The organism is Streptomyces sp. NPDC051822, from assembly GCF_044452745.1.
Taxonomy (GTDB): domain Bacteria; phylum Actinomycetota; class Actinomycetes; order Streptomycetales; family Streptomycetaceae; genus Streptomyces.
Map to the genome: position 1 here is coordinate 63,878 of NZ_JBITBZ010000007.1, position 12,634 is coordinate 76,511.

Below are 12,634 nucleotides of genomic sequence, written 5' to 3' on the forward strand. Positions count from 1 at the left end.
TCATACCTCTCGTTTCTTCGTGGTGGCTCCCCGCAGGGAGTCCAGTCGGCGGGTCAGGACGCGGCCGGCTTCGGCGACCGACGTCGGTTCGGTGAGCATGGACATGTGGGCGGCGTCCAGCCGGTGCACCTCGACGCCCCCATCGGTGTGCGCCTCCCACGCCGCGGGGTCGAGGCTTCGGGTGCGTTCCGCGGTCATCAGGACGATTCCGCACCGGACACGGCCGGGGGTGAAGGAGCGCATGAGGCGGACGTTGTTGACGTAGACGTCCTTGGCCGCCGTCAGTTCGGCGTCGTCGAGGTGGCCGAGCGAGCTGTCCACCCCGCGCAGATGGGCGCGGAACCGTTCCAGCGGGAAGCGCCCCGCGCGCTGGTCGGCCTCCTCCCACGCGAACCCCGACTCCCGCAGGTTGGCCGCCACGATCTCGGCCTCGGACTCCTCGGCCCGTCCGCCGGGATCCCCGGTGCGGTGGGGAGGGTAGGCGTCCAGCATGGCGAGCAGGTCCACCCGCTGCCCGTCGCGCTCCAGCAGGCCCGCCGCGGTGTGGGCCACGTGGGCCCCCAGCGACCAGCCGAGCAGCCGGTAGGGGCCGTGCGGTCGGACGCGGCGGATCAGCCGGACGTAGTCGTCGGCCATCTCATCGACACTCCCCGGCAGGCCGACACCGACCCCGGGCGTGCGGGCCTGCAGCGCGTGGAGGGGGACGTCGGCGGGGAGCCGGGGCAGGAGACTCGCGTACGCCCATCCCAGACCGACGGCCGGGTGGAAGCAGAACAAGGGCGGCTGGTCGCCCCGGCCCCGCAGGGTGAGCAGGGGCGCCGGGGCGCGGCGCTCGGCGCCCCGGCCGATGTGTGCGGCCAGGGCGGCCGGGGTCGGCGCCTCGAACAGGTCCCTTGCGGCCAGGGGCACGCCCAGGCGCTCACGGACCCGTGCGACCAGCCGGACGGCGAGCAGCGAGTGCCCCCCGTTCTCGAAGAACCCGTCGTCGGCGCCGAGCGACGTACGCTCCAGCACCTCGGCGAACACCTCGCAGAGGGCGGCCTCGCGTTCGTCGCGCGGGGGCCGCCCGGCCTCCTCGGCGAGCGGTTCCGGCGCCGGCAGGGCGTCCCGGTCGAGCTTGCCGTTGGCGGTGGTCGGCAGGGCGTCCAGCACCTGGAAGGCGGCGGGCACCATGTAGGGCGGCAGGAGGGCGGTCAGGTGCGCGCGCAGTTGGGTCGCGGTGGGGCGGGGCGGGCCGTCGGCCGGCACCGCGTAGGCCACCAGCGCGCGTCCGCCCGGGCCGTCCTCCCGCAGGACGACCGCCGCCTCCCGCACGGCGGGGTGCTCGGTGAGCCGGGCCCGGATCTCACCGGGCTCGACGCGGAAGCCGCGCAGCTTGATCTGCTCGTCGGTGCGGCCCATGTGGTGGACGCGGCCCTCCCGGTCCCGGCGCGCCAGGTCGCCGGTGCGGTACATCCGCTCCCCCGGCTCTCCGAACGGGCAGCCGACGTACCGGCTCGCGGTGAGCGCCGGACGACCGCCGTAGCCGCGCGCCAGTGACGCGCCGGCCAGGTACAGCTCGCCCGTCACGCCGGGCGGGACGGGTCGCAGCCGGTCGTCGAGCACGTAGGCCCTGGTGTTGGGCACGGGGGTGCCGATGGCGGGGGGCGGGCCGCCGGGGGTCAGGGCCTCGCTGGTCAGGGTGACCGCGGTGGCCTCGGTGGGGCCGTAGATGTCGAGCATGCGCCGGCCTGGGGCCCAGCGGTCCACGAGCGGGGCGGTGACCGCCTCGCCGCCGACGACGAGGCAGCGCAGACCCTCCAGCCCTTCCGGGGGGAGGCCGCTCAGCACCGCCGGGGGGATGAAGGCGTGGCTGATGCGGTGCTCGGCCAGCATCTCGGCGAGCGGTTGCCCGGCGAGGAGGGGTCCGTCGGGCAGGACGAGGGTCCCTCCGGTGGTGAGGGCCATGAGCAGTTCCAGTACGGCGCCGTCGAAGGACGGCGAGGCGAGTTGCAGCACGCGGCTGCCGGGCTCCACCGGATACCGCTCGCGCTGCGCCACGGCCAGTGACAGCAGGCCGCGGTGTTCGGTCACCACGCCCTTGGGGCGGCCCGTGGAGCCGGAGGTGTAGACGACGTACGCGGCGTTGCCGGCGGTGAGGGGGGCGTTGCGGTCGCCGTCCGCGAGGTCGGTGGCCTGCTCTTGGGCGGGTTCGTCGTCGGGGACGAGGACCGGGACGCCGGCGATCTCCTCGCGTCCCGCCGCGTACGGGTCGGCTGCCAGGACCAGGGCGCAGGCGCTGTCGCGCAGCATGAAGGCGATGCGCTGCCCGGGGTGGCCGGGGTCCACCGGTACGGCGGCGGCGCCGGCCTTGGCGATGGCCAGCAGGGCGGCGATCTGCCCGAGGGAGCGCGGCATCAGCGTGGCGACGCGGTGTTCGGGGCGGATGCCGCGCCGCACCAGCACTCTGGCCAGCCGGTTGGCGCGGGCGTTGAGTTCGGCGTACGTCAGTCGGTGGCCGGCGTGTTCGAGGGCTGTGGCGTGCGGGGTGCGGGCGACCTGCTCCTGGAACATCCGCGGCAGTGTCGCGACCAGGCCCGCGCGCCGGGTGGCGTTCCATTCGGTGACCACCGTGTGCCGCTCGTCGGCCGCGAGGAGTTCTCGTGCGCCGATGGCGTCGGCCGGTTCCGCCGTCCAGATCGCGAGCATGCGGCCGAAGCGGTCGAGGAGGCTCTGCGCGGTCTCCCGGTCGAAGAGGTCGGCGTTGTATTCGAGGGCGGTCTCGATGCCGGTCGGCTGCCCGTCCTCCCCGTGGTTCTCCAGGAAGGTGAACATCAGGTCGAACTTCGATCGGGCGGTCTCCACCTGGTGCGGTGTGACGGTGAGTCCGGCGGGCCGGCCGCCCTGGCGGGCCATCTGCTCCTCGGTGTTGTTGCAGGACAGGGCGACCTGGAAGAGGGGGTGCCGGCCGAGGGAGCGGGTCGGCCTCAGGTGCTCCACCAACTGCTCGAAGGGCAGGTCTTGGTGGGCGTAGGCGGCCAGTGCGGTCTCGCGGACCCGTCCGACGAGTTCGGTGAACGTGGGGTCGCCGGAGGTGTCGGTCCGCAGGACCAGGGTGCTGACGAAGAAGCCGACCAGCTCCTCCACCGCTTCGTCGGTGCGCCCGGCGACCGGGGCGCCGATGGGGATGTCCTCCCCGGCGCCCATCCGTGTGAGGAAGGCGGCGACGGCGGCCTGGACGACCATGAACACGCTGGCCCGGCAGGTTCTGGCCAGGTCGGCCACGGCGGAGTGGACCGTGACCGGGAGCGTCAGCCAGACCTGGCCTCCAGTGCGGGTCGGGCGGGCCGGGCGCGGCCGGTCGGCGGGCAGCCGCAACTCCTGGGGAACCCCTGCCAATTGCTTCGTCCAGTAGTCCAGTTGGACGGCGGCGGGGCTGGCGGGGTCCGCGGGGTCGCCGAGGTAGCGCCGTTGCCACAGGGCGTAGTCCGCGTACTGCACCGGCAGCGGCCGCCATTGGGGGGCCCGGCCCGCGCGGCGCGCGGTGTAGGCCGTGAACAGGTCGCGCAGGAGCCGCCTGCCCGACCAGCCGTCGCTGGCGATGTGGTGGAGCACCAGCACGAGGACCCGGCTGCGCGGACCGCTCTCCAGCAGCCAGGCGCGCAGGGGCGGTTCGGACTCCAGGTCGAAGCGGTGGGCCGCCAGCTCGGCGACGGTGCGGTCGACCTCTTGGTCGGCGACCGGGAGGACGGTGAGGGCCCCGGCCGCCCGTCGGGCCGGGAGCACCTTCTGGTAGGGGCCCTCGGCGCCCTCGGGGAAGACGGTGCGCAGCGTCTCGTGCCGTTCGGTCACGTCGTGCAGCGCGGCCTCCAGCGCCGGGACGTCGAGGTCGCCGTCGAGCCGCAGTGCCCGGTGGATGTTGTACGTGGCGTCGGGGCCGGTGAGCCGGTGCATGATCCACAGCCGCTGCTGGGCGTAGGAGAGCGGGACGTGCTCAGGTCGCCGCGCGGGCGTCACCGGTGGGCGTCTGGCGTCGTGGGAGTCCAGCAGTGCGGACAGGGAGCGCACCGTGGGGTGTTCGAAGAGGCGGCGCACCGGCATCTCCGCGTCCAGGGCCGCCCGCACCCTGCTGGCCAGGCGGGTGGCCAGCAGGGAGTGCCCGCCCAGGGCGAAGAAGTCGTCGTCGATGGAGACCTGCGGGCGCCGCAGCACGTCGGCGAAGATGCCGCACAGGATCTCCTCGCGGGGGGAGCGGGGCGCTCCCCCGGCCGGGGCGCCGGCGACGGAGGGCTCCGGCAGCGCGGCCCGGTCGATCTTGCCGTGGGGCGTGACGGGCAGCGCGGGCAGCTCCACCAGGTGCGCGGGGACCATGTAGGGCGGCAGGGTCCGGCGCAGGTGCTCCAGGATCCGCTCGGTGGGCAGCGGGGGCGCGGAGGGCGGCGTGCCCTGTGCTCCTTCCGGCTCGGTGGGGACGGCGTAGGCGACCAGTCGGGCGTCGCCGGGCGTGTCCTCCCGCAGCACCACCGCGGCGCGGCGGACCGCGGGGTGGGCCGCAAGCGCCGCCTCCACCTCGCCGGGCTCCACCCGGAAGCCGCGCAGGCTGATCTGGTCGTCCACCCTGCCCAGGTACTCCAGCAGGCCGTCCTCGCTCCAGCGGACAAGGTCGCCGGTTCGGTACATCCGCTCCCCGACGGCGTAGGGGCAGGCGACGAAGCGCTCGGCGGTCCTGCCCGGATCTCGGAGGTAGCCGCGGGCCAGGCCTGCGCCGGCGACGTACAGCTCGCCCGGAACGCCGACCGGCACCGGGGCGAGGCCGGGGCCCAGGACGAACAGGCGGGTGTTCCACAGCGGCCGTCCGATGGGGACCGGCCCGTCGCCGACCGGGTCTCGTGGGGCGATGCGGTGCTCGGAGCAGTTCACGGTCGTCTCGGTGGGCCCGTAGACGTTGTAGACGGTGACGTCCGGATGGTCGGCGCGCCAGCGCCGCAGGTGGCGGCCGGTGAGCTGTTCCCCGCCGAAGGTGATCGCCCCGGTCGGGCTGACCTCGCCCGGCAGCCCTTCGAGGACGGGAAGGTGGCTGGGGGTCACCTTCACGAAGTCCGGGGACGCCTCGCCGGGGCCCAGGACCGGTTCGTCGTCCAGGGAGGCGAGGCGCACCGTGCCGCCGCTGATCAGCGGGACGTAGAGCGCGCCGACGGTGAGGTCGAAGGAGACCGGCGAGTGCACCAGGGAGCGCCCGTCGGACGGGTACTGGTCCGAGGCGCGCAGCAGGTAGCCGACGAGGGAGCGGTGGGTGGCGACCACGCCCTTGGGGCGGCCGGTGGACCCGGAGGTGTAGATGGCGTACGCGGCGTTCTGCGGGCCCGCGGGTGCGTGGAGTTCACTCGCGTCCAGTGGGCCGCCGGGCAGGACCCGGAGGGCGGCGGCGGTGCTCGGGGCGTCCAGGACCAGCAGGGGGAGTCCGGCCGGCAGCCGGTCGGCCAGGTCGGCGGTGGTGACGGTGAGGACGGGGTCGGCCTCCCGCAGCAGCCGGGCCACGCGGTCGGCCGGGTGGGCGGGGTCCACCGGGACGTAGGCGGCTCCGGTCTGCCACACCGCGAGCGCGGTCTCGACCAGTTCGGGCGAGCGCGGCAGCACGAGGGCGACGAACCGCTCGGTCCGCGCCCCGTGCTCCGCCAGCAGGCGGGCCAGCCGGCCGGAGCGGTCGGCGAGCCGGGCGTAGTCGATGGACCGCTCGGCCGTCTCCACGGCGATCCGGCCCGGGGTGCGGGCCGCCTGCCGGAGGAACAACTCGATGGCGGTGGTGTCCTCGACCTCGCGCGCGGTGTCGTTGAACTTCTCCAGCACCAGGGCGCGTTCGGTGTCGTCGAGGGCGTCGAGCCTGCCCAGGGGCAGGTCCGGGGCGGCCAGGAAGGCGTCGACGAGCCGCAGCAGGCGGTCGCGCAGGGCGGCGGCCAGGCGCGGCGTGACCGCGCTGGGCCGGTGGCCCAGGCGGAAGCGCATCGGCGGTCCGGGGGAGGCCAGCAGGCCGAGCGGGTAGTGCATGGCGTCGCGCATCCGGGAGGCCATCACGCGCACGCGTCCAGGCGCGTCGGCGGACGGGTCGGAAGGCTCCTCGGCGGGGCCGTCCGGGTAGTTCTCGAACGCCATCACCGAATCGAACAGCTCGCCCCGGCCGGCCAGGCGCTGGATGTCGGCCAGCCGTAGGTGCTGGTGGTCGAGGAGCGCGCTCTGCTCGCGCTGCAGCCGCCGCAGGAAGCCGATCAGGGGTTCGTCGACGGGCATCCGGGCCCGCAGCGGGATGGTGTTGGCGAACAGGCCGATCATGGACTCGACGCCGTCCAGCTCCGGCGGACGACCGGAGACGACCACCCCGTACACCACGTCCTGACTGCCGGTGGTGCGGGCCAGGGTCAGGGCCCACAGTCCCTGCACGACCGTGTTGAGCGTGAGGCCGGCGCCTCGCGCGGCCGCGGTCAGACCGGCGGAGGCCGTCCTCGACAGTGCGAAGTCGAGCCACCTCGGCGCCTCCGCGGCCCGGTCGGCCCGTGGCGCGATGAGGGTGGGAGCCTCCAGGCCCGCCAGAGCCCCGCGCCAGGCGTCCTGCGCGGCCCCGCTGTCGCGGCTCCCCAGCCAGGCGAGGTAGTCCCGGTAGCGGCGCACCGGCGGCAGGGCGGAGGCATCGCCACCGGTGCGGTAGAGCAGCATGAGCTCGCGCAGCAGCATCGGCATCGACCAACCGTCCAGAAGGATGTGGTGGTTGGTGAGAGCGAAGCGGTGGCGGTCGTGTGCCATACGTAGCAGCAGGAACCGCACCAGCGGCGGCTTGGAGGGCCGGAATCGGCGCCAGCGGTGCTCCTCAAGGCGTCGGGCCGCCTCCGCGTCCGGGTCGTCGGCCGCGCGCAGGTCGGCCTCCTCCCAGGGAAGTTCGACCTCTCGGGGGACGAACTGCACCGGGTCCTTCAGAGCGCGGGTCGCGAAGCCGGCCCGCAGGTTGTCGTGGCGGCGCAGCAGGGCCTCGGCGGCCGCGCGCAGTGCCGGGACGTCCAGCGGTCCGCGCAGCTCCACCTCGGTCTGGACGGTGTAGACGTCGACGGCCTCGTCCCCGACGTATTCGCTGTGGAAGAGGAGGCCCTCCTGCAGCGGGGAGAGGGGCAGGACGTCCTGTAGGGATCGGCGCATCAGCCGGCCTTCCACTCTGCTTCGAGCTGGTCGAGTTCGGCGTCGGAGAGTTCGACCAGGGGGGCCGGGTCCGACAGGGGCGGGGGGCCGACCGGGGGCGGTTCGGCGGATGCGAGCTCCTCCAGCTCGCGGAACCAAAGTCCGGCCAGTTCGCGGATCTCCCGCTCCTGGTGGAGCCGGCCGGCCCAGGACCAGGTGGCGATCAGACGCGGGCCCTCGGGCCCCTCGGCGGCGACCGCGGTGACCTCGATCTCGTGGGCCAGGGGGAGCCCGGCGGGCTGGCCGGCGAGCCCGCTGCCCACCGGCGACCAGTCCGGGGTCTGGTCGGCCGCGTTCCGGTCACCGCCCGAACCGCCGAACCGGCCCAGGTAGTTGAAGCCGAAGCGCGGGGCGGGCAGGGAGGCGAGCCGTTGCCGTGTGCGCGGATTGAGGTAGCGCAGGAGGCCGTAGCCGAGACCGGCGTCCGGCGCCCGGTCCAGGATCGCGCCCAGCGCCCGCAGGGCGCCGGTCCGGTCGTCGTCGGGCCCGGCCGCGGGAACCCGGACCGGGTGGACGGCGGTGAACCAGCCGACCGTGCGGGAGAGGTCCGCTCCGGGGACGACCTCTTCCTCGCGGCCGTGGCCCTCCAGATCCACCGTGACGCCGTCCGCGGCCTCCGCCGGGCGCCGGCGCCGCACGGCGGCGGCGAACGCCCCGAGCAGGACTTCGGTCACCCCGACGCCGAGCGCGGCGGGCACCGGGCCGAGCACGGCGCGGGTGGCGGCGGCCGGGAGGGTGACGGAGAGGGACTCCTCGGTGCTCCGGTCGTCGAGGGCGGGGTCGAGGCGGCCGGTCTCCCAGGGCCGCGCCGACTGCTCCTCCCAGTGGGCGCACCGCTCGGCGCGGCGCGGGTCGGCGGCCAGCTCCGCCAGGTGCCGGGCCCAGATCCGCAGCGGGGTGCCCACCGGGTCGAGCCGGGGTTCCCGGCCCTCGGCGAGGGCCTGCCACGCGCTGCCGAGGTCGGCGGTGAGGATGCGCCAGGAGACGCCGTCGACGACGAGGTGGTGGGCGACGAGCGCGAGGTGTCCCGGCTCCCGCGGCCCCCGGTCGAACCAGACGGCGCGCAGGACGGAGCCCTTCCGCGGGGCGAGCCGGTCGCGGGCCGCGGCGCAGTGCGTCCGGACCAGCCGGTCAAGCTCCTCCTGCTCGGCGCCCGCCGCGTCCACCCGCTCCAGTACGGTGGCCGCGTCCACCGCGCCCGCTTCGGCGATCTCCATCCGCCAGTGGCCGTCCTCCGGTTCGGCCCGCATCCGCAGCGCGTCGTGGTGGTCGAGCAGCGCCTGGAGGGCGCCGGTCACTACGGCCACGTCGCCCTCGGCGGGGACGCGCAGCAGCATCGACTGGTTGTATCCGTCGACGGCGCCGCCCAGTTCGGCCAGCCAGGAGCTGATCGGCGTCGGCGCCACCGGCCCGGTCCCCCGGCCGCCGAGCACCTCGGTCGCCGGGCCGCCGGGGCGGGAGCGGGCCGCGAGGGCTGCGGGCGTGCGCTGTTCGAAGACGTCGCGGACGGTCATCCGGCCGCCCGCACCGCGCACCCGGCCGACGAGCTGGATGGAGCCGATGCTGTCGCCGCCGAGGGTGAAGAAGTCGTCGTCGGCCCCGACCTCCGCGACCCCCAGCACCTCGCGGAACGCCTCGCACAGCACGCCTTCCCACGCGTCGCGCGGCGGCCTGCTCCCGTGCGGGGCGTCGGCGGGCGCCGGCGGCTGGGGCAGCGCCCGGTGGTCGAGCTTGCCTCCCGGAGCCAGCGGCAGGGCGTCCAGCCGGACGAACGCGGCGGGGACCATGTACCGGGGCAGCCGGGACGCGAGCGCCTGACGGAGCGCGTCAGGGTCGAACCGCTCCGGCGTGGCCGCGATGTAGGCGACGAGGCGTTCGCCGCGCAGGACGACGGCGGCCTGGCCGATCTCCGGGCGGTCGAGCAGGGCGGTCTCGATCTCGCCCGGTTCGACGCGGAAGCCGCGCACCTTCACCTGGTCGTCGCGGCGGCCGAGGTACTCCAGGTTCCCGTCGGTCCGCCGGCGGACGAGGTCGCCGGTGCGGTACATCCGCTCCCCCGGCTCCCCGAACGGGCAGGCCACGAACCGCTCGGCGGTCAGCCCCGGCCGGCCCAGATAGCCGCGGGCGAGCCCGACGCCGCTGACGTACAGCTCGCCGGGGACGTTGGCGGGCACCGGGCGCAGGCGCTCGTCCAGGACGAACAGCCGGTGCCCCGGCAGGGGTCGTCCGATCGGCACGGTGTCCAGGGGCAGTGCGTCGCCCGGTTCCAGGACGAAGTCCGCGCAGCTCACGGTGGCTTCGGTGGGGCCGTAGTCGTTGAAGACGCGCATGTCCGGGTGCGCCTGGCGCAGCCGGGCCAGTCGGCCCGCGGTCAGTTGCTCGCCCCCGACGACCAGGTCGGCCGCGGGGGCCGCCCAGGAGGCGATCGTGTCCAGGAAGGCGAGGTGGGAGGGGGTGACCTTGAGCAGGTCGGGGCGGGCCGGGGCGTCCTGCTCCGGCGTGTCCAGGTCCGCCACCACGATGCAGCCGCCGGCGATCAGCGGGGTGAACAGGGTGGTCACCGTGAGGTCGAAGGCCGGGGAGCCGTGCAGCAGCGCGGTTCCGGCGGCTCCCCGGTACCGGGCGGCCGAGCGGACCAGGAAGGCGGCGAGGGAGCGCTGTTCGACCACGACGCCTTTGGGCCTGCCGGTGGATCCGGAGGTGTAGACGACGTAGGCCGGGTCGTGGCCCGCGGCCGGTGCGCGGCGGTCGGCGTCGGTGCGGTCGCCGCCGTCGAGCCCGGCGAGCGCCGCCTCGGTGGCCGGGTCGTCGAGGCGGACCACGGGGCCGGCCCCGGCCGGGAGGGCGTCCTGTGTCCCGGTGAGGGCGAGGACGAGCACCGGGCGGGCGTCGTCCAGCATGTGGGCGATCCGCTCGGCGGGCAGCTCGGTGTCCAGCGGGACGTAGGCGGCCCCCGCCTTCTGGACGGCCACCAGGGCGGTGATCAGCTCGGGGCCGCGCGGCAGCAGGACGGCGACGGTGTCCTCGGGGCCCGCTCCACGAGCGGCCAGGAGGCGGGCCAGCCGGTTGGCCCGGTCGTTCAGTTCGGCGTAGGACATCTCCCGCTCGCCGTCGCGGACGGCGGGGGCGTGCGGGGTGCGGGCGGCCTGCGCCTCGAACAGGTCCGGGAAGCGGGCGCCGTCCGCGGGGGCGGCGACCGGTCCGGGGTCGGGCTCGCTCCACGCGCCCTCCAGGAGCGCGCGTTCGCCCGGCAGCAGGATGTCGATCTCGTCGAGCGTGGCGCCGGGCGCGGCCACCGCGGCCTCGAGCACCCGGCCGAACCGCTCCACCAGGCGCTCGGCGGTCCCGCGGTCGAACAGGTCGGTGCTGTACTCGAGGACCCCGCGCAATCCGGCAGGGCCGCCGTCGTGCGCGCGGGTCTCGGTGAGCGCGAAGGTGAGGTCGAACTTGGCCGTGGTGACGCCGAGCCGCTGCCCGCCCACGGTCAGCCCGTCCAGTTCCGGCGCGGCTTCGCGTGCTCGGGCCGTCTCGGCCGTGTCGTAGTTCAGCGAGACCTGGAAGAGCGGGTGGCGGGCCAGCGAGCGTTCCGGATCGCGGAGCTCCACCAGGCGTTCGAAGGGGAGGTCCTGGTGCGCGTAGGCCGCCAGGTCGGTGGCCCGCACCCGCTCCAGCAACTCCCCGAAACTCGGGTCGCCCGACGTGTCCGTACGCAGCACCAGCGTGTTCACGAAGAACCCCACCAGGTCCTCCAACGCGTCATCGACACGCCCGGCCACCGGCGAACCGATCGGCACGTCCGTCCCCGCCCCCAACCGCGTCAGCAACGCCGCCAACGCCGCGTGCACCACCATGAACGGCGTCGCCCGGAACTCCCGCGCCAACTCCACCACCCGCCCGTGCACCCCCGGCGGGATCGACAGGGGCACGCTGTCCCCCCGGTGCGAGGGGACGGCGGGGCGGGGCCGGTCGGTGGGCAGCGCCAGCTCCTCGGGGGACCCGGCCAGCGCGCCGTGCCAGTAGGCGAGTTGGGCGGACAGTTCGCTGTCGTCCTCCCGCTCGTCCCCCAGACGGGCCCGCTGCCACAGGGCGTAGTCGGCGTAGGCGACCGGCAGCGGCGGCAGGGCCGGGGTCCGGCCGGCGTGGCGGGCGGCGTAGGCCGCGGCCAGATCGGCGATCAGGGGCCGCCGCGACCAGGCGTCGGTGGCGATGTGGTGCATGACAAGGAGCAGGGTGTGCTCGTCGGGTGCCGTGGCGAACAGGTGGGCGCGCAGCGGTGGTTCGGCGTCCAGCCGGAACGCGTGGTCGGCCGCCTCCCGCAGCAGGCGGGGTAGTTCGTCCTCGTCGGTCCGGACGGGCCCGGTGAGCGGGGCGGGGCGGTCGGCGGGCAGGACGACCTGGTGCGGGCCGTGCTCGTCCTCGGCGAACACGGTGCGCAGGCTCTCGTGCCGGGCGACCACGTCCCCCAGCGCGGCCCGCAACGCCGCCACGTCCAGCGGACCGGTCAGCCGCAGCGCCAGCGGGACGTTGTAGGTGGCGCTCGGCCCCTCCAGTTGCCCGACGAACCACAGGCGGCGCTGGGCGTAGGAGAGCGGCAGCCGCTCGGGACGCGGGTCGGCGGGGCGCAGCCGTGGGCCTGCCTCACCGGCCGCGGAGAGCGCGGCGGCGAGGCCGGCCACGGTCGGTGTCTCGAAGACCTCCCGGACCCCCAGTTCGACGCCGAGTGTGCTGCGGACGCGGGCGACCAGCCGGGTCGCGAGCAGGGAGTGGCCGCCCAGGGCGAAGAAGTCGTCGTCCACGCCCACCGCGGGCACGCCCAGCACGTCGGCGAAGAGCCCGCACAGGATCTCCTCGCGCGGCCCGCGCGGAGCCCGGCCGGGGCCCCGGCCCGCCGTCGCCTCGGGCGCGGGGAGCGCGGCGCGGTCCAGCTTGCCGTTCGCGGTCAGCGGCAGGCCGCCCTCCAGCACCACAAGCGCCGAGGGGACCATGTACTCGGGCAGCACCGCCCGCACCGCGTCGGACACCGCCTTCTCGTCGAGTACGCCGTTCCCAGCGGCCGGTACCAGATAGCCGACCAGGCGGGCGGAGCCGGCGGGGTCGGGGTGCACGGCCGCGGCGGCCCGGCCGACGCCGGGTGCCTGTGCCAGGGCCCTTTCGACCTCGCCCAGTTCGATCCTGAACCCGCGGACCTTGACCTGGTCGTCGGTCCTGCCCAGGTGTTCCAGACTTCCGTCGGGCCGCCAGCGGGCGAGGTCGCCGGTGCGGTACATCCGCTCCCCCGGCCCCCCGAACGGGCAGGCCACGAACCGCTCGGCGGTCAGCCCCGGCCGGCCCAGATAGCCCCGGGCCAGCCCGGCCCCGGCCAGGTACAGCTCGCCCGGCACTCCGTCGGGGACGGGCCGCAGCGCGGCGTCCAGCACGTAGGCGGCGGTGCGGG

At 75.4% G+C, this 12,634-nt stretch carries 2 protein-coding genes (1 of these 2 only partly in view); both read right to left on the reverse strand.

Annotated features, from left to right (window positions below):
• Window positions 1–7,161: an amino acid adenylation domain-containing protein gene (locus ACIA8N_RS22115; protein WP_365778790.1), complete on the reverse strand. Its 7,161-nt coding sequence runs from the start codon at window positions 7,159–7,161 to the stop codon at window positions 1–3.
• Window positions 7,161–12,634, reverse strand: partial view of an amino acid adenylation domain-containing protein gene (locus tag ACIA8N_RS22120; protein ID WP_365778792.1) — the 3' portion only. It continues 10,282 nt past the right edge of the window; the window shows 5,474 of its 15,756 coding nt (coding positions 10,283–15,756); its start codon lies beyond the right edge, outside the window; its stop codon occupies window positions 7,161–7,163. Before ACIA8N_RS22120 ends, ACIA8N_RS22115 begins: the two co-directional genes overlap by 1 nt.

Coding starts and splice junctions, on each gene's coding strand:
- ACIA8N_RS22115 (WP_365778790.1), bottom strand. CDS start 7,161: ATGCGCCGATCCCTACAGGACGTCCTGCCCCTCTCCCCGCTGCAGGAG.